We start from the raw sequence: 18486 nt of genomic DNA, 5'->3' as shown, positions 1-18486 counted from the left end.
GTCCGCCCATGCCCGCACACACTGCGTACGACGTCGTGATCGTCGGCGGAGGCCACAACGGCCTGGTCGCCGCCGCCTACCTCGCCCGCGCCGGTCGCTCGGTCCTCGTACTGGAGCGCCGGGGGAACACCGGGGGAGCGGCCGTCTCCACGCGGCCCTTCGCCGGGGTCGACGCGCGGCTCTCCCGCTACTCCTATCTCGTGTCGCTGCTGCCGGACAAGATCGTGCGCGAGCTCGGTCTGCGCTTCTCCGTGCGCAAGCGCACCGTGTCCTCCTACACCCCCAAGGGCACCGGCGGACTCCTCGTCGGAGCCGGCCGGACCCGGGAGTCGTTCGCCGCGCTCACCGGTGGGGAGGGCGAGTACGCCGCCTGGGAGGACTTCTACGGCATGACCGCCCGTCTCGCCGAGCGGGTCTTCCCCACCCTGACCGAGCCTCTGCCCACCCGTGACGCGCTGCGGGCCCGGATCGACGACGAGACCGCCTGGCGGATCCTCTTCGAGGAGCCCATCGGTGAGGCGATCGAGAAGCGGTTCAGCGACGACCTCGTCCGCGGAGTCGTCCTCACCGACGCCCTGATCGGGACGTTCGCCGACGCCCATGATCCGGGCCTCGCCCAGAACCGCTGCTTCCTGTACCACGTGATCGGCGGCGGGACGGGCGACTGGGACGTGCCCGTCGGGGGGATGGGCGCGCTGACCGACGCCCTGGCCGCGGCCGCCCGGGACGCCGGCGCGAAAATCGTGACTCTGCACGAGGCGACCCGCATCGAGACGGACGGCGAGAGCGCCGCCGTCACCTACCGTTCGCACGAGGCCGAGGGAACGGTTGACGCGGGACACGTGCTGGTGAACGCCTCACCGCGGGAGCTGGCCGCTCTCCTCGGCGACGAGGCTCCTGAGCCGGCCGAGGGAGCGCAGCTCAAGGTCAACATGCTGCTGCGGCGGCTGCCGCGGCTGAAGGACCGCTCCGTCGACCCGCGCGACGCGTTCTCGGGGACGTTCCATGTCTCCGAGGGGTACGGCCAACTGGCCACCGCGTACCGGGAAGCGGCCTCGGGGAGGCTGCCCAGCGCTCCGCCGTCGGAGATCTACTGCCACTCCCTGACCGACCCCTCCATCCTCGGTCCCGAACTCGCCGCGCAGGGGTACCAGACGCTGACCCTGTTCGGACTGCACACGCCGGCCAGGCTGTTCACCGCCGACAACGACGCCGCGCGCACCGAGCTGCTCGCCGCCACGATCGCCGAACTCGACACCTACCTCGACGAGCCGCTCACCGGCTGCCTGGCGCTCGATGAGAACGGCGAGCCGTGCATCGAGGCGAAGACGCCGCTCGACCTGGACCGCGAACTGCTGCTCCCCGGCGGGAACATCTTCCACCGCGACCTGTCGTTCCCCTACGCCACGGAGTCGACCGGGCGATGGGGCGTCGAGACGGCCCACGCCAACGTCCTGCTCTGTGGCGCGGGCGCGGTGCGCGGCGGCGGTGTGAGCGGCGTACCCGGCCACAACGCCGCGATGGCGGTGCTGGGCCGGTGACGTTTCGTCAGTCTGCCGACGGTGTCCAGCCGGTGGCCTCGATCCGGGCGGCGTCCCGGGGCCTGCGTTCGTCGAAGACGGTACGGCCCCGGTCCGTGACCTTGATGGTGTCCACGTAGACGCCGCGGCCCACGTAGAGCTGGTCGGTGGCGTAACGCCAGCGCAGCCGGACGGAGGTGCCGCGCCAGGCGGCGAGGTCCGCGGTGAGCCGGTGCCAGCGCCGGCCCGACCAGCCGGTCGCGGTGCCCGCCGGATGGGACTGGGGCGCCGCACCGTCCCGTGCGGTCGTGAACGGCACCGGCTGCCAGCTCGTGCCGTCGTCGGACGACGCTTCGAGGAACAGGCCGTCCGAGCGCGGCTCGGTGTCCCACCACAGGGAGCACCCGAGCCGGGCAGACCCCGACCCGGACTCACCCCCTGAGAAGGGCGCGGACGAGAGCGTCAGCGCGGGCAGGGTGAGCGTCGCGGACGAGGCCGCGGCCATGCCCGCGAACCAGGCCCTGCGGCCGTGGTCCGGGCGTACGGGCACGGCACGGGCGAGGTTGTTGGCCGCGGCGGCCCGCGGCGCACTCCCGCTGCGCCAACTGCGTACCGGATGGACGGAGTTGCCGAGCACGATCAGGAAAGTGTCGGAGCCGGGGTCGAGGACCAGACTGGTGCCCGTGAATCCGGTGTGCCCGGCGGTACGCGGCGTGGCCATGGCTCCCATGTACCAGTGCTGGTAGAGCTCGAAGCCGAGGCCGTGCTCGTCGCCCGGGAAGGCGGTGTTGAAGTCGGTGAACATCAACTCGACGGAGGACGGGCGCAGGATGCGGGACCGCCCGTAGACACCGCCGTTGAGGAGCGTCCGGGCCAGGACCGCGAGGTCCCAGGCGCAGGAGAAGACGCCGGCGTGACCGGCGACGCCGCCGAACCCGAAGGCGTTCTCGTCGTGCACCTCTCCCCACACGAGTCCGCGGTCCAGGCCCGACCAGGGCAGCCGGGCATCCTCGGTGGCGGCGATCTTGGGCCGCCAGGAAGGCGGTGGATTGAAGCGCGTGCGGTGCATCCCGAGTGGAGCGGTGATCTCGTCCCGGAGCAGTACATCCAGTGCGCGCCCGGTGATCTTCTCCAGGATCAGCTGGAGGGAGATCAGATTGAGGTCGGAGTAGAGATAGGCGGTGCCGGGCGGCTTGACCGGGGCTTCGCTCCACAGCAGCCGGAGCTTGCCCTCACGGGTCGGCTCCTTGTAGAGCGGAATCCAGGCGCGCAGCCCCGAGGTGTGCGTGAGCAGCTGGCGGACGGTGATGTCCTGCTTCCCCCCGGCTCCGAAGTCCGGCAGATACGCGGCGACCGCCGTCTCCAGCCGCAGGGCGCCCCGCTCGATCTGCTGCACGGCGAGCAGTGAGGTGAACAGCTTGGACACGGACGCCAGATCGAAGACCGTGTCCTCGGCCATGGAGATCTGCCGCTCGGGCGGGAACTCCACGCCGGTGTCGGTCTTCTCGTCGTACGCGGCGTAGCGCACCGCCTTGCCGATCGGCCGGTGCAGCGCCACGGTGCCGCCGCGCCCGGCGAGCAGCACCGCCCCCGCGTACCAGGGGTGCTTCGGCGACGGGCCGAGGAACGTCTCCGCGTCGGTGACGAGTTGCTCCAGGTGGCGGGGGATCAGTCCGGCCTGCTCCGGGCTGCCGCGCCGCAGGGTCGGGCGCCCGCCCGCCGGACTCCCGCCTCCGCCGGAGGTCCCACCGCTCTCGGCGGCCGCCGCGTCGGCGAACGGGATCGGCCCCAGCGCGAGCGCTCCGCCCAGGGCCAGCACTCCGCTGCCCAGTCTCCGTCGGCTGATCCCTCTGCCCTCCGCGCCCTGTGTCATCCGGAACCCACCCTCTCCTGAAAGTATCTTTCGGGGATCACGATCAGCAGTGAAACTTTCTTGCGGGGCCCGCACGGTGTCAACCACCCCAAAGAATCTGACGCAGCATCAGAAAAGCTCTTCCCTCGTCCATCCGGCTGCGGCATCCTGCGGCCCATGGAGACGGAGCTGAGCAAGAGACTGGGGATCGAACACGCCATCTTCGGCTTCACGCCGTTCCCCGCGGTGGCCGCCGCCATCACCAGGGCAGGCGGGTTCGGCGTCCTCGGAGCAGTCCGTTACACCGCCCCCGAGGACCTCAGACGCGATCTCGACTGGATGCAGGAGCACAGCGACGGCAAGCCGTACGGACTCGACGTCGTCATGCCCGCCAAGAAGGTCGAGGGCGTCACCGAGGCCGATGTCGAGGCGATGATCCCGGAAGGGCACCGGCAGTTCGTCCGCGACACCCTGGCCAAGCACGGGGTGCCCGAACTCGCCGAGGGCGAGGCGGCCGGGTGGCGCATCACCGGGTGGATGGAAGAAGTCGCCCGCACCCAGCTCGACGTCGCCTTCCAGTACCCGATCAGGCTGCTGGCCAACGCCCTCGGATCTCCGCCGGGCGACGTCGTACGGCGCGCCCACGCCCAGGACGTCCTGGTCGCCGCACTCGCCGGCAGCGCACGCCACGCCGAGCGCCACGCCGAGGCGGGCATCGACATCGTGGTCGCCCAGGGCTACGAGGCGGGCGGGCACACCGGCGAGATCGCCTCCATGGTGCTCACTCCCGAGGTGGTGGACGCCGTCGACCCGCTGCCCGTCCTCGCCGCCGGCGGCATCGGCAGCGGTGAACAGATCGCCGCGGCTCTCGCGCTCGGCGCGCAGGGAGCCTGGCTCGGCTCACTCTGGCTCACCACCACCGAGGCCGACCTCCACTCCCGCGCACTGACCGCCAAACTCCTCGCCGCGGGATCCGGCGACACCGTCCGCTCGCGTGCCCTGACCGGCAAACCCGCACGCCAGCTGCGGACCGAATGGACCGACGCCTGGGACGGCACGGACGGACCCGGCACCCTTCCGATGCCGCTCCAGGGCCTGCTCGTCGCCGAGGCCGTCTCCCGTATCCAGAAGCACGAGGTGGTGCCGCTGCTCGGCACGCCGGTCGGCCAGATCGTCGGACGGATGACGTCCGAGCGTGCCGTGCAGAGCGTCTTCGACGATCTGACCCGCGGCTTCGAACGGGCCGTGGACCGCATCAACCGCATTGCCGGAAGGAGTCATTGATGCCCAACGGTTTCTGGGCCCAGGCGGCCGCCGACCCCGGCCGCACGATCCTGACCGCGCCCGACGGTACGACCTGGACCGCAGGGCGGCTGCACGCCGTCGTCAACCAGCTCGTCCACGGGCTGCGCGCCGCGGGCCTCGCGCGCGGTGACGCCTTCGCCGTCGTGCTCCCCAACGGCGTCGAACTCCTCACCGCCTACCTCGCGGCGTCGCAGGCCGGGCTGTATCTCGTCCCCGTCAACCACCACCTCGTCGGCCCCGAGATCGCCTGGATCGTCGCCGACTCCGGCGCCAAGGTCCTCATCGCGCACGAGCGGTTCGGCGACGCGGCGACGGCGGCGGCCGACGAGGCGAAGCTGCCCGCGAGCCACCGGTACGCGGTCGGCGCCGTCGACGGCTTCCGTCCGTACGCCGAACTCCTCGACGGACAGCGGGAGTCCGCGCCCGAGGGCCGCACCCTCGGCTGGGTCATGAACTACACCTCCGGCACCACCGGACGGCCGCGAGGCATCCGCCGGCCGCTGTCCGGCAAGCCCCCGGAGGAGACCTATCTCGGCGGGTTTCTCGGCATCTTCGGCATCAAGCCCTTCGACGGCAACGTCCACCTGGTCTGCTCCCCGCTCTACCACACGGCCGTGCTCCAGTTCGCGGGCGCGGCCCTGCACATCGGGCACCCGCTGGTCCTGATGGACAAGTGGACGCCCGAGGAGATGCTGCGGCTGATCGACCAACACCGGTGTACGCACACGCACATGGTGCCGACGCAGTTCCACCGGCTGCTCGCGCTCCCCGACGACGTCAAGGCGCGGTACGACGTGACGTCGATGCGGCACGCGATCCACGGTGCGGCGCCCTGCCCCGACCATGTGAAGCGGGCGATGATCGACTGGTGGGGGACCTGCGTCGAGGAGTACTACGCGGCGAGCGAGGGAGGCGGCGCCTTCGCCACCGCCGAGGACTGGCTGAAGAAGCCCGGCACCGTCGGCAAGGCATGGCCCATCAGCGAACTCGCCGTCTTCGACGACGACGGCAACCGTCTGCCACCGGGCGAACTGGGCACCGTCTACATGAAGATGTCCACCGGCGGCTTCAGCTACCACAAGGACGAGGCCAAGACACGGAAGAACCGCATCGGCGACTTCTTCACCGTCGGCGACCTCGGCCTTCTCGACGAGGACGGCTTTCTCTTCCTCCGTGACCGGAAGATCGACATGATCATCTCGGGCGGGGTCAACATCTACCCGGCCGAGATCGAATCCGCGCTGCTCACCCATCCGGCGGTCGCCGACGCGGCTGCCTTCGGGGTGCCGCACGCCGACTGGGGAGAAGAGGTCAAGGCCGTCATCGAACCCGCCGACGGCCACGAGGCCGGCGACGCACTCGCCGCCGACATCCTCGACCACTGCGAGCAGCACCTGGCCGCGTACAAGCGCCCGAAGACGGTGGACTTCATCGAGGTCATGCCGCGGGACCCGAACGGCAAGCTCTACAAGCGCCGGCTGCGCGAGCCGTACTGGGAGGGGCGCGAACGCGCGATGTGACGTGAGTGGCCCTGCGGGCGGCGAGAGGGTTCCACGGCTGTTCCCCCGAGGGCAGCCGACCGGCGCCAGTCGAACAGCCGGTACCGGCCCCGCTGTCGCATGAGAAGGAACTCGCCCGGGAGGCGCGCCGGGACCCCGTTGGCGGAGCACCTCGCGCGTGCCGCCCGTGGCCCTGGCAGCGTGGCGGTCATGAAGACCGGCACCGCACCGCTCGCGGCTCAGTGGACCATCTGGGTGCCGGTCGTCGCCGTGGTCGCGCTCGTCCTGGCCTGGGGTCGTGAGCTGCCCGGGTTCGTCGTAGCCCTCGTCGGGCTCTGTCTGGTGGGTGCCGTCCTCGCCGCCGTGCACCACGCCGAGGTCGTCGCGCACCGCGTCGGCGAACCCTTCGGTTCCCTGGTGCTCGCCGTGGCCGTCACCGTCATCGAGGTGGGACTGATCGTCACCCTCATGGCGGGCGGCGGGGACAAGGTGTCGACGTACGCCAGGGACACCGTCTTCGCCGCCGTCATGATCACCTGCAACGGCATCGTCGGACTGTGTGTACTGGTCGGAGCCCTGCGCAACCGCGTCGTCGTCTTCAACGCCGAGGGCTCCGGCGGCGCTCTCGCCACCGTCTGCACCCTCGCGACCATGACCCTGGTGCTGCCCACATTCACCACGAGTCAGCCGGGCCCGGAGTTCACCGGGGCGCAGCTGACCTTCGCCGCCGTCGCCTCGATCTGTCTGTACGGCATCTTCGTCGCCGTACAGACCGTGCGGCACCGGGACTACTTCCTGCCCGTCGAACGCGACGGGCAGGAGCACACCGCCGACGAGCACGCGCCCCCGCCCACCGACAGGCAGACGGCGGCGAGTCTGGGCCTGCTGATGGTGGCGCTCGTCGCCGTCGTCGGCAACGCCAAGCTCGTCTCGCCGACCATCGAGGACGCCGTGGAGTCGGCCGGGCTCCCCACGGCCGTCGTCGGTGTCGCCATCGCCCTCATGGTGCTGCTGCCCGAGACTCTCGCCGGGGTCCGCGCGGCGCGGCGGAACCGGCTGCAGACCAGCCTCAACCTCGCGTACGGATCGGCCATCGCCAGCATCGGTCTGACGATTCCGGCCATCGCGCTCGCTTCGATCTGGCTGTCCGGGCCCCTGGTCCTCGGTGAGGACGCCACCCATATGGTGCTCCTCGTGCTCACCGCGGTGGTGAGCGCGCTGACCGTGGTGCCCGGACGAGCCACTCTGCTCCAGGGCGGCGTGCATCTGGCACTGTTCGCCGCGTTCGTCTTCCTCTCCTTCAGCCCGTGACGCGTTCAGCCCTTGCCTGTCAGCGCTCCCGTACCTTGACGATCTTCAGCTGCGGCGAGCGGAGGATGTCCTTCTCGCAGAACCGGGACGTCACCCACCGCTCGCCCGAGAACAGCTGGGTCTGGTCGCTGTAGTGCGGCGAGGCCGGATTCGACGACTGGGAGTACGTCAGCAGGGTGCGGGCCACCGGGCAGCGGCCGCCGTTCCAGCCGACCGCCTGGATGTGGCTGGACCCCGTCGAGACCTCCGTGTAGCCGCCGCCGGCCGGGTTCCACAGCGGCTCGACCTTGTTCCACACGCCCAGAGCCTCCGTGCCGCCGTGGACCGGGACGCGCTTGCCGTTGCGTACCACGAAGTGGTGCGCGCCGAGCGGGGCGTCGAGCGGGATCCCCGCGGCCCGCAGTTCGGCGACGGCGCCCGTCAGCGCCTCTGCGAAGCCGGGTGACGCGGTGTTGAGCGTGTTCGGCGTGTTCACCGGATCGGCCGCGGAGAACGGCACCTTCCACTGCTCGACGAGCGGCAGCCTGGCGAACGCACGCCAGAAGCGGTCGAACAACAGCGCGCCCCGGCTGTCCGTATCCGCCCGGCGGTCCCATGCCGCGAGCGCCGCGCACGCCTCGGTGTCACCGGGCAGTACGGCAGGGCAGGCCCGCGCCGCGTCGGCGGCCGCCAGATCGGCCGCGGGCACCCGGTTGGCGAACTGCTGCCGCTGGAGGTCGGCCACGGTCAGCCCGCGCCGGCCGGCCATCGCCGCCACGTCCTGGATCGCGCCACGGGTGCGCAGCGAGCGCGGTGTGGCGAGGTTCCCGAAGACCCGTTCGTAGCCGGTCAGCGGACGGTCGGCGTTGGCGAGCCAGGCGCTGTCGTTGGAGTTCTCCGCGTACGGAGCGTCCCTGAGCGTCGGCATCTTCGACGGTCCGAAGATCCCGGGCTGCACCGCGTCCTTGTCCGCGCCGAGCGCGCAGTTTGCCCGTGAACCGTCCAGCACGGCGACACCCGAGGCCGGGTAGGTGACCTTGCCCAGCGGGGTGGAGCAGCGCTGTGCGAGGTCGTCCGTGATCCGGGGCAGCACCTGCGACTGGGTGAACAGCGAGTGTCCCTGGGCGTCGGCGGCGATGGTGTTGACCCAGGGCAGCCCCTGCGTGCGCCGCAGGGCACGGACCATGTCGTCGGTCGAGCGGGCCTTGCCGAACGCGAGCGCGGTGTCGGAGCCCCGCAGGTTCGCGGCGTTGGGGTCGTTCAGCGCGTACGCGGTCGTCGCCGACCACGGCAGCGGCAGGGATGGACCGAGCGAGGTGACGACCGGCCCGTACCGGGTCCACCACTGCGTACGGGTCACCGGCGCCCCGCCCTTGACCTGTACGGTCACCGTCCGCTTCCGCATGCGCTCCGGACTGCCGTCCACCAGGTACCTGGTGGGGTCGGCCGGGTCCAGGGTGAGCTGGTGCAGATTGAGCGTGACACCGGTCGCGACGGTGTGGCTCCAGGCCACCTTGTCGTTGAAGCCGATGTTGACGACCGCCGTGCCGAGCAGGGACGCGCCGGAGACGTTCAGTTCGCCCGGGATGGTCTGCTGCGACTGCCAGAAGCGGCGGCCGCCCTGCCAGGGGTAGTGCGGGTTGCCGAGCAGCAGGCCCCGCCCGTTCGCGGTCGTGGCGCCGCTGAAGGCGACGGCGTTGGAGCCCATGGTGGCGTTGTCGGGGGAGAAAAGGTCGCGCGCCGCCTCAGCCGTCGCTGCGGCGTCGGGGGCGGCGACCGGCGCGGCGCCGGGCGGCCGGGCCGCGGTGATGCCCTCGACGCCACGGCCCTGACCGCCGAGCACCGAGACGGCGAAGCCGCGTCTGGCCACGTCCAGCGTGCTGACGGGCCGCACCCAGTCGGCGCCGCGGCAGGCCGGGTCGGTGACGCGATTCTGCTTCAGCCAGGCGTTGTAGCCGGCCGCCCAGCCGCGCATCAGCTCCTTGACCTGGCGGCCGGGGCCGGCGGGTGCCGGGGTGGCGAGCAGCTTCTCCACCGTGCGGGCGTCCCGCACACCGGCGAAGTAGAGGTCGCTGGAGAGGTTCTTCGTCGCGGACGACAGCGAGCCGTCCGGGGCCGCGTCGGGGCCGAAGTGACGGGAGCGCTCACCACGTACCGTCACGAAGCCGTCGGCGAGGACGCAGACCTGGTCGGCGGCCTGCGCCCAGCCGGTGCCGAAGCCGAGATTCGCGTAGTCCTCGGCCACGATGTGCGGAATGCCGTGCTCGGTGTAACGGACGACGGCGGAGAGCCCGCCGCCAAAGGGGTGCCGGTCGTGCCGGTCACCGGAATCGGCGACGGCCGCCGACGGCAGCGCGGCCGCCGCGGTCACGAGCGCGACACCGGCGAGTCCGAGGCGTCTCAGGCGGGTGCGGAAGAGCAACGTGCCTCCCAACAAGGTCGGTTCGAAGCAGGATGGTCCATGCATGCAGTCGCGGCGCACGGTGTCAACATCCCGTTCGGTATCCGAGGACTTGACCGTCCATCGGGCACCGCACAGGATCGCGCCATGACAGCTGTACGCAGCAACACCGTCGACTCCGTCCTGCGGAGCAGCGCCCGGCGCACCCCCGACCGCACGGCCGTGCACTACGCGGACCGGACCTGGAGCTACGCGGAACTGGATGCCGCGGTCACCACGGCGGCGGCCGTCCTGACCGGCCACGGTCTGCGGCCCGGGGACCGGGTCGCCTCCTACGGCCACAACTCCGACGCGTACCTCATCGCCTTCCTGGCCTGCTCGCGGGCGGGTTTCGTGCACGTACCGGTCAATCAGAACCTCACCGGCGACGATCTGGCGTACATCATCGAGCAGTCGGGCAGCGCGCTCGTGCTGGCCGACCCCGACCTGGCGCCCCGTCTCCCGGGCGGACCCATCGTCAGGTTCCTGCGCGACGCCGCTGACTCGCTGCTGGCCGAGCTGTCCACGCCCCGTGACTTCACGCCCCGGCGGGAGCCGGAGACGGAGGACCTGGTGCAGCTGCTGTACACGTCCGGCACCACCGCGCTGCCCAAGGGCGCGATGATGACCCACCGGGCGCTGTCCCACGAGTACGTCAGCGCGATCGCGGCCCTGGACCTCAACGAGAGCGACCGGCCGGTGCACTCGCTGCCCCTGTACCACTCCGCCCAGATGCATGTGTTCCTGCTGCCGTACCTCGCGGTCGGCGCGGAGAACATCATCCTGGACGGACCGGACGCCACCGCGATCTTCGACCTGGTGGAGGCCGGACGCGCGACCAGCCTCTTCGCCCCGCCGACCGTGTGGATCGCGCTGGCGAACCACCCGGACTTCGCCACCCGCGACCTCGGCGGGCTGCGCAAGGCGTTCTACGGCGCCTCGATCATGCCGGTGCCCGTCCTCGAACGGCTCCGGGAACGCCTGCCCGGCCTCGGCTTCTTCAACTGTTTCGGCCAGAGCGAGATCGGCCCGCTCGCCACCGTGCTCGGCCCGGCCGAGCACGAGGGACGGATGGACTCCTGCGGCCGCCCCGTGCTGTTCGTGGACGCGAAAGTGGTCGATGAGGACGGCAAGGACGTGCCCGACGGCACGGCCGGCGAAGTCGTCTACCGCTCGCCGCAGCTGTGCGAGGGCTACTGGGACAAGCCGGAGGAGACGGCCGAGGCCTTCCGCGACGGCTGGTTCCGCTCGGGCGACCTCGCCGTACGCGACACCGATGGCTACTTCACGGTCGTGGACCGGGTGAAGGACGTCATCAACTCCGGGGGAGTGCTGGTGGCTTCACGGCAGGTCGAGGACGCGCTCTACACCCACCCGGCCGTCGCCGAGACGGCGGTCATCGGCCTGCCGGACGACCGCTGGGTCGAGGCGGTCACGGCGGTGGTGGTGACCCGTGAGAAGGTCACGGAGGCCGAACTCATCGACCACGCACGCGAGAAGCTTCCCCATTTCAAGGCCCCGAAGAAGGTCCTGTTCGTGGAGGAACTCCCGCGCAACGCAAGCGGAAAGATCCTCAAGCGGGAGCTGCGGGACCGGTTCGCCGAGTAGGCGGCCCACACGCTTGCGCTGCGGGGGCGCCGGTCACAGCCGCTCCGGTGGGCCGGCCGCACCCACGGCTGCGCACCCGTCACGCCCACGGCGGCGGCCCCTGCGGGATCAGTTCGTGGACGTCCAGCAGCAGCGCCGCCTCCACGCCCAGTGTCGGCCCGGCCGTCCTGGCCGCCCAGGTCAGGAACGGTCGCGGCTCGAAGCCGTTCGTGCCCAGGCCCTTGGTGTACTCCGCGTGGGCGGCGAGTGAGGCGATGCCCCGTTCCAGCGGAGCACCCGTCACATCCACACCGTGCGTGGGCTCGGCGGCTCCCGCGAAGCACACGAGGCGCACCCCGCCCCACGGCTCCAGGCCCTCGTCGGCGAGTTCGGGGAAGATCCAGCGGTTGCCCGCGTCCCTCGCCGCGTCGAGCGCGGCGAGGCCCACCACCCGGTGGTCGGCCTGGTTGGTGAGACCGCCGATCATCCGCACGGTGAACGCGCCCGACACGATGACCTCCGGCCGGTGCCGGCGGATCGCCCGGACGATGTCGCGGCGCAGGGCCGGGCCGTACTCGACGACGCCGTCGCGGTGGTCGAGGAACTCCACGACGTCCACGCCGACGGCGTGGGCGCCCGCGCGCTCCTCCGCCTCGCGCAGAAGGCCCGCCTGATCGGGGTGCATTCCGTCGATGCCGGCCTCCCCGCGCGTGGCCAGGAGGTAGGTGAAGCTCTTGCCCTGCGCGGTCCAGCGTGCGACCGCCGACGCCGTCCCGTACTCGATGTCGTCGGGGTGCGCCGCGACCGCCATGCCCCGCTGCCAGTCCTCGGGCAGCGGAGGCAGGGGCGCGGACGTTCCGCCGGTGACGCCCTCTGTGTCGTCGAAGGAGCTCATACGCTCATGATGGCCGTGCGGGGACCTCGCGGCAGCCGCAGGGACACAACCGGCACCATGTGGTCAGCGGAGGTCGACGATGCGCTTGATCTTGCCGACCGAGCGCTCCAGCGTCTCCGGGTCCACGACGTCGACCGAGACCGACACCCCGATGCCGTCCTTCACGGCCGCGGCGATCACTCGGCCCGCCTCCGCGCGCTGGTCGGGAGTCGCACCGGCGCGGGCCTCCGCCCGTACGGTGAGCGCGTCCAGACGCCCCTCGCGGGTCAGCCGCAGCTGGAAGTGCGGAGCGACATGGGGGGTCCGGAGCACGATCTCCTCGATCTGGGTGGGGAAGAGGTTCACCCCGCGGAGGATCACCATGTCGTCGCTGCGGCCGGTCACCTTCTCCATCCGGCGGAACACCCTGGCCGTTCCCGGCAGGAGCCGGGTCAGGTCCCGCGTCCGGTACCGGATCAGGGGCATGGCCTCCTTGGTGAGCGAGGTGAAGACCAGTTCCCCCGGCTCCCCGTCCGGCAGCACCTCGCCGGTGAACGGGTCGACGACCTCCGGATAGAAGTGGTCCTCCCAGATGTGCAGACCGTCCTTGGTCTCCACGCACTCCTGTGCCACACCCGGCCCCATGACCTCCGAGAGCCCGTATATGTCGACGGCGTCGATGGCGAAGCGTTCCTCGATCTCCCGCCGCATCTCCTCGGTCCACGGCTCGGCGCCGAAGATCCCCACCTTCAGGGAGGTCGACCGCGGATCGACGCCCTGCTTCTCGAACTCGTCGAGCAGGGTGAGCATGTAGGAGGGGGTCACCATGATGATCTCGGGGCGGAAGTCCTGGATCAGCTGCACCTGACGGGCGGTCATGCCGCCGGAGGCCGGGATGACGGTGCAGCCGAGGCGCTCGGCTCCGTAGTGCGCGCCGAGACCGCCGGTGAACAGGCCGTATCCGTACGCCACATGGACCTTGTGACCGGGTCGGCCGCCGGCCGCGCGGATCGAGCGGGCGACCACATCGGCCCAGGTGTCCAGGTCGCGCTCGGTGTAGCCGACGACGGTCGGACGGCCGGTGGTTCCGCTGGAGGCGTGGATGCGCCGAACCTCGGACTGCTCCACCGCGAACATCCCGAACGGGTAGTTGTCCCGCAGATCGGTCTTGGCGGTGAAGGGGAAACGGCCGAGATCGGTGAGGCTGCGGCAGTCCTCTGGGGTCAGACCTGCCTTGTCGAAGGAGCGGCGGTAGAAGTCCACATGCTCGTACGCATGACGCAGGGTCGCACGCAGTCGTTCGAGCTGCAGCGCCTCGAGCTCCTCGCGGCTCAGCCGCTCCGCCGCGTCCAGCAGGTCCGTCATGCCGGATTCTCCCGTCCCAAATCGGACGACCGATCATTCGGTCGTGGTGCACCGGGATCAGTAATTCAGCCCCGCGGCCGGGCGTCAAGGCATGTGGACGGGCTCGTACGGACGGCACCGGCAGGTCCCTCCTGCACTCCGGCGGCTCCTCACCGGGCGAAGAGGAGGGGTGTCTGCGGGGTGATCACCGCCCGAAGGGGGAGGATGCGGGAAGGAAGTTGAATCCCGCATGCATCCTGACGAAGGAGACCGCGATGCCGCAGCCCGAGGGCGCCGAACTGGAAGCCGTGCAGGCACGCCGGGAACTGCTGAAGCAGCGGTATCTGCGCGCGCCGGAAGACCGGCCCCCGACGGCGGTCCGCGGCATCCACCACGTGGCCTTCATCTGCCGCGACGTCGAGGAGACCATCCGCTTCTACCAGGAGTTCCTGGGCTTCCCGCTGGTCGAGATCGTGGAGAACCGCGACTACCGCGGCTCCACCCACTTCTTCTTCGACCTCGGCCACGGAAATCTGCTGGGGTTCTTCGACTTCCCCGGCCACGACCACCCGCCCATCGAGGAGACGATCGGCGGCGTACAGCATCTGGCGCTTTCCGTGGACGCGGAACGGTTCGCCGCGGCGCGCACGCGGCTCGACGACGCGGGCGTCGAGTATCTCGGCCCGGACCGTGGGGTCGAGGACAGTCTCTATCTCCGCGACCCCAACGGCGTTCCCCTGGAGCTCTATCAGGAGCGGCTCGGCGTCTTCAACGGTGAGCGGATCCTGACAGCGGACCCCGCCTAGGTGTTCTGTCCGGGGAGGTTGTGGACGGGTGAGCCAGGTCTCGGCTGAGGGATCTTGAACAGGTGAGGGCCTGCCGGGTTCGGTGTGGATTGCGACATCAACGCCGACCAGAAAGGCCCTCGTGGTCCACCGTAAGGCACCTCTGACCGAGACCGGGCGGCTGCGCATGGCCCGTTGCGTCGTCGAGGACGGGTCCCCGTAGCCCTTCGGGCACGGGAGGTGCCCCCACCCACCGCCCTTCGGGCGCGGGAGGAGCCCCCACCGCGTCGGCTCCTTCCTCCGCCTTGCGATCGCACGCACCAGACCCCTCCCTCTACGGGGGTGCCCCCTCATCGACCCGGCCTGATCCACGACGGACCCCAGGACTGCGAACAGCCCCTTCCTCAAGCCGCTTTCCGTCTCGCGGGAGACGCGCGGCCGGAAGCGGGTAGCCGACTGGCATGGGTGAGATCCTCGTCGGTACGTGTTCGTGGACGGACAGCGCGCTGGTCGCCAGTGGCTGGTACCCGCCGGGCAGGCGGGACGCCGAAGGACGGTTGCGCCACTACGCGGAGCAGTTCCCGGTGGTCGAGGTCGACTCCACCTACTACGCGCTGCCCAGCGTCCGCAACAGCGTGCTGTGGGTGGACCGTACGCCCGAGGGCTTCCGGTTCGACGTGAAGGCCTTCTCCCTCCTCACCGGGCATCCGACGCGTTCGAAGGCGCTGCCGCCCGACATGCGCGATGCCTTCGCCCGGCGGGGGAGGCCGGGGCAGGGCGACGACGACCCGGGTCTGCTCGACGAGGTGTGGCGGCGGTTCAGCGAGGCGGTGCTGCCCCTGCGGAACGCGGACCGTCTCGGGACGCTGCTCTTCCAGTTCCCGCCGTGGTTCGCGCCCGGCGCCCCGGCGGAGGTCGTGCTCGACCGCTGTCGCAAGCGGACCGAGGGGTGGCCGGTCGCGGTGGAGTTCCGGCATCCCGCGTGGTGGCAGGAGGACCGGTGCGCGGCCACCTCCGCGCTGTTGAGGGACCTCGGCCTCGCCTCGGCGAGCGTGGACGTCGCGGCGGATCTGCCGCTGTCGCTGCCTCCCGCCACGGAGGTCACCGCCGCCGGGCCGGCCGTGGTCCGCTTCCACGGACGCAACGCCGCGTGGGGATCGGGCACCAAGGAGGACCGGTTCCGGCACACCTACACGGAGGGCGAGTTGACCGAGTGGCTGCCGCGGCTGACGGACATGTCCCACCGGGCAGACCAGCTCCACGTCCTGTTCAACAACTGCTGCGGCGACGCGGCCGTCCGGGCCGCCGAGTCCATGAAGCGGCTTCTCGCCGGGGCGTCCTGAAGGAAGCGCCCCGGCGAGGCATCCGTGCCCGGGCGCTCACTGCCCGGCGGCCTCCGTCGCCACCGTGCGGGCCCAGCGGTAGTCCGCCTTGCCGCTCGGGGATCGCTGGATCTCCTTCGCGATCACCAGCTGGCGCGGAATCTTGTACCCGGCCAGCCGGGTGCGGCAGTGCGACTGGATCTCCTCCAGACCGGGCTCCACCGCCCCCTCGCGCACCTGCACCACCGCGGCCACATGGCTTCCCCAGGTGGCGTCCGGCACCCCGGCCACCAGCGCGTCGTACACGTCGGGGTGGGACTTCAGCGCCTGCTCGACCTCTTCCGGGTACACCTTCTCGCCACCGGTGTTGATGCACTGCGAGCCGCGGCCGAGGACGGTGACGATGCCCTCCTCGTCGACCGTCGCCATGTCACCGAGCAGCACCCACCGCTCGTCGCCGCGCTGGAAGAAGGTCTCCGCGGTCTTCTTCGGATCGTTGTAGTAGCCGAGGGGTACATGCCCGCGCTGGGCGATCCGTCCCGGCTCGCCCGCCGCGACCGGTTCGTACGTCGCCGGGTCGACCACCTGCGTACGGGAGTTGACCCGGAGCCGGAAACCCTTCTCGGGTCCCGAGTCCTCCGTCGCGGTGCCGTTGAACCCGGATTCGGACGAACCGAAGTTGTTCAGCAGCATCACGTTCGGTGCGAGCGCGGAGAACTGCGCCCTCACCGTCTCCGACATGATCGCGCCGGACGAGGAGACGCTGAACAACGCGGACAGGTCGGTGCCCTTCAGTGGCCCGTTCAGCGCGTCGATCAGCGGACGCAGCATCGCGTCGCCGACCAGGGACACGCTGGTGACCTTCTCCTTCTCGATCGTCCGGAGCACTTCCTCCGGTACGTACTTGCGGTGAATCACGATCCGCTGGCCGAAGTTGAAGCCGATGAACGCGGTGAGGGTGGACGTGCCGTGCATCAGCGGGGGTGTGGGGAAGAAGGTGATCCCCTCACCGCCCGCGGCCACCCGCTCGGCGAGCTCTTGGGGCGAGGAGACCGGCTCGCCGGTCGGCGCACCACCGCCCAGACCGGAGAAGAACAGGTCCTCCTGACGCCACATCACCCCTTTGGGCATGCCGGTGGTGCCGCCGGTGTAGATGATGAACTGGTCGTCGGCGGAACGCTGTCCGAAGCCGCGTCCGGGCGAGGCGCCCGCCGCAGCATCGGTGAAGGGGACGGCGTCCAGGGGCGGTGCGTCCTGCGGGGGCGTGCCCACGCGCACGAGATGCCGCAGCTTCCGCGTCTTCGGCAGCGCGGTCGCGACCCGCCGGGTGAACTCCGCGTCGAAGACCAGGGCCGCGAGGTCGGCGTCGCGGTAGAGGTAGACCAGTTCCTCTTCCACGTAACGGTAGTTGACGTTGACCGGTACGACCCTCGCCTTGAGGCAGCCGAGCACGGTCTGCAGATACTCGACGCCGTTGTAGAGGTGCAGGCCGAGATGCTCGCCGGGTTCGATGCCCGCGTCGATCAGATGGTGGGCGACACGGTTGGCCGCCGCGTCGAGCTCCGCGTAGGTGAGCCTGCGTTCCGCGCCCGTGCCGGGGTGGTCGATGTAGACAAGCGCCTCGCGGTCGGGAACCACGTCGACGACCGACTCGAACAGGTCGGCAAGGTTGTACTCCACCGTTCCTCCTGACCGCGGCGCGTCCCCGGTGAACTCCGGCTCGGCGGTCATTAGAGCGCCGGGGGACACAACTGGGAAGGGGCACCGCAGAAGAAATCTGACTGAGTGTCAGAAAACTATTGAACTGGGCCTCCGCCTGCTGCAACCTGTTCCAGGTCGAGACGGGAGGTCCGCACATGGAACGTCGAGGTGGAACCGAGCACCTCACCGTGCGGCGCGAAGGCGCCACACTCGTGCTCACCCTGAACAGGCCCGAGGCGAAGAACGCTCTCTCGCTGCCGATGCTGGTCGGCCTCCACGACGGCTGGACCGAGGCCGATGCGGACGACTCCGTACGCTCCGTCGTGCTCACCGGCGCCGGGGGAGCCTTCTGCGCCGGAATGGACCTCAAGGCGCTCGCCGGCCGGGGGATGGACGGACAGCAGTACCGCGACCGGATGAAGGCCGACCCGGATCTGCACTGGAAGGCCATGCTCCGCCATCACCGGCCCCGTAAACCCGTGATCGCCGCCGTCGAGGGCGCCTGCGTGGCCGGCGGCACCGAGATCCTTCAGGGCACCGACATCAGGGTCGCGGGCCGCAGCGCCACCTTCGGGCTGTTCGAGGTGAAACGGGGACTGTTCCCCATCGGCGGCTCGACCGTACGGCTCCAGCGCCAGATCCCGCGCACCCACGCCCTGGAGATGCTGCTCACCGGCCGGCCCTACAGCGCCGAGGAGGCACAGGGGATCGGGCTCATCGGCCACGTCGTCCCCGACGGGACGGCGCTCGACAAGGCCCTCGCCGTCGCCGAGCAGATCAACGCCTGCGGGCCGCTCGCCGTCGAGGCCGTGAAGGCATCCGTCTACGAGACCGCCGAGATGACCGAGACCGAAGGGCTCGCCGCGGAACTCAAGCGCGGTTGGCCCATCTTCGACACCGAGGATGCCGAGGAAGGCGCCCGCGCGTTCGCCGAGAAGCGCGACCCCGTCTACCGCCGCGCCTGACC

General features: G+C 70.7%; 13 protein-coding genes. 8 read left to right on the top strand and 5 right to left on the bottom strand.

From position 1 onward, the window contains the following. Positions 1–8 precede the first annotated feature (8 nt). A complete protein-coding gene (locus ABTX78_RS00570; protein ID WP_352204606.1) occupies positions 9–1541 on the top strand; it encodes a phytoene desaturase family protein in 1533 nt (510 codons plus the stop codon). Positions 1542–1548: 7 nt separating this feature from the next. Here the strand turns inward: ABTX78_RS00570 and ABTX78_RS00565 are convergent, their stop codons facing one another. After that, entirely contained in the window at positions 1549–3393 is a 1845-nt protein-coding gene (locus ABTX78_RS00565; protein ID WP_352204605.1) for a serine hydrolase domain-containing protein, read from the bottom strand. Positions 3394–3549: 156 nt separating this feature from the next. Here ABTX78_RS00565 and ABTX78_RS00560 point away from each other — a divergent pair, with 156 nt between their 5' ends. The 3 genes from ABTX78_RS00560 (at position 3550) to ABTX78_RS00550 (ending at position 7487) form a co-directional block, all read left to right on the top strand. Next, the gene (locus ABTX78_RS00560) at positions 3550–4656 is read left to right on the top strand and encodes a nitronate monooxygenase (protein ID WP_352204604.1); all 1107 of its coding nucleotides are present in this window, start codon (positions 3550–3552) and stop codon (positions 4654–4656) included. Continuing rightward, complete coding sequence (locus ABTX78_RS00555; protein ID WP_352204603.1) at positions 4656–6197, top strand: acyl-CoA synthetase; 1542 nt, start codon at positions 4656–4658, stop codon at positions 6195–6197. The genes ABTX78_RS00560 and ABTX78_RS00555 overlap by 1 nt, the downstream gene beginning before the upstream one ends. Before the next feature lie 189 nt (positions 6198–6386). Beyond that, a complete protein-coding gene (locus ABTX78_RS00550) occupies positions 6387–7487 on the top strand; it encodes a calcium:cation antiporter (protein ID WP_352204602.1) in 1101 nt (366 codons plus the stop codon). 19 nt (positions 7488–7506) lie between these two features. On the opposite strand, the gene ABTX78_RS00545 is transcribed toward ABTX78_RS00550, so the two are convergent. Next, positions 7507–9888, bottom strand: coding sequence for a penicillin acylase family protein (locus ABTX78_RS00545; RefSeq protein WP_352204601.1), 2382 nt, complete (start codon positions 9886–9888; stop codon positions 7507–7509). 126 nt (positions 9889–10014) lie between these two features. Here ABTX78_RS00545 and ABTX78_RS00540 point away from each other — a divergent pair, with 126 nt between their 5' ends. After that, positions 10015–11514 carry a fatty acyl-CoA synthetase gene (locus ABTX78_RS00540; RefSeq protein ID WP_352204600.1) on the top strand — a complete coding sequence of 500 codons (1500 nt, stop codon included), beginning with the start codon at positions 10015–10017 and terminating at the stop codon, positions 11512–11514. A 79-nt stretch (positions 11515–11593) separates the two neighbouring features. Here ABTX78_RS00540 and ABTX78_RS00535 read toward each other — a convergent pair whose 3' ends face one another. Further along, positions 11594–12388 (bottom strand): PIG-L deacetylase family protein, encoded by a 795-nt coding sequence (locus tag ABTX78_RS00535; RefSeq protein ID WP_352204599.1) that lies wholly within the window; start codon positions 12386–12388, stop codon positions 11594–11596. Positions 12389–12451: 63 nt separating this feature from the next. Next, positions 12452–13732 carry a phenylacetate--CoA ligase PaaK gene (gene paaK / locus ABTX78_RS00530; protein WP_352204598.1) on the bottom strand — a complete coding sequence of 427 codons (1281 nt, stop codon included), beginning with the start codon at positions 13730–13732 and terminating at the stop codon, positions 12452–12454. A gap of 254 nt (positions 13733–13986) precedes the next feature. Here paaK and ABTX78_RS00525 point away from each other — a divergent pair, with 254 nt between their 5' ends. Together ABTX78_RS00525 and ABTX78_RS00520 are read left to right on the top strand one after the other, a co-directional pair. Then, the gene (locus tag ABTX78_RS00525; RefSeq protein WP_352204597.1) at positions 13987–14517 is read left to right on the top strand and encodes a VOC family protein; all 531 of its coding nucleotides are present in this window, start codon (positions 13987–13989) and stop codon (positions 14515–14517) included. A 440-nt stretch (positions 14518–14957) separates the two neighbouring features. After that, the gene (locus ABTX78_RS00520) at positions 14958–15839 is read left to right on the top strand and encodes a DUF72 domain-containing protein (RefSeq protein ID WP_352204596.1); all 882 of its coding nucleotides are present in this window, start codon (positions 14958–14960) and stop codon (positions 15837–15839) included. Positions 15840–15875: 36 nt separating this feature from the next. Here the strand turns inward: ABTX78_RS00520 and ABTX78_RS00515 are convergent, their stop codons facing one another. Then, positions 15876–17498: an acyl-CoA synthetase gene (locus ABTX78_RS00515; RefSeq protein WP_352204595.1), complete on the bottom strand. Its 1623-nt coding sequence runs from the start codon at positions 17496–17498 to the stop codon at positions 15876–15878. A 176-nt stretch (positions 17499–17674) separates the two neighbouring features. Between ABTX78_RS00515 and ABTX78_RS00510 the strand changes: the two genes are divergently transcribed. Next, positions 17675–18484: a crotonase/enoyl-CoA hydratase family protein gene (locus ABTX78_RS00510; protein WP_352204594.1), complete on the top strand. Its 810-nt coding sequence runs from the start codon at positions 17675–17677 to the stop codon at positions 18482–18484. Positions 18485–18486: the final 2 nt, after the last annotated feature.

Origin of the sequence: Streptomyces sp. NPDC096193, assembly GCF_040302905.1 — a bacterium.
Lineage (GTDB): Bacteria > Actinomycetota > Actinomycetes > Streptomycetales > Streptomycetaceae > Streptomyces.
This window is presented reverse-complemented; position numbering and strand designations above follow the sequence as displayed.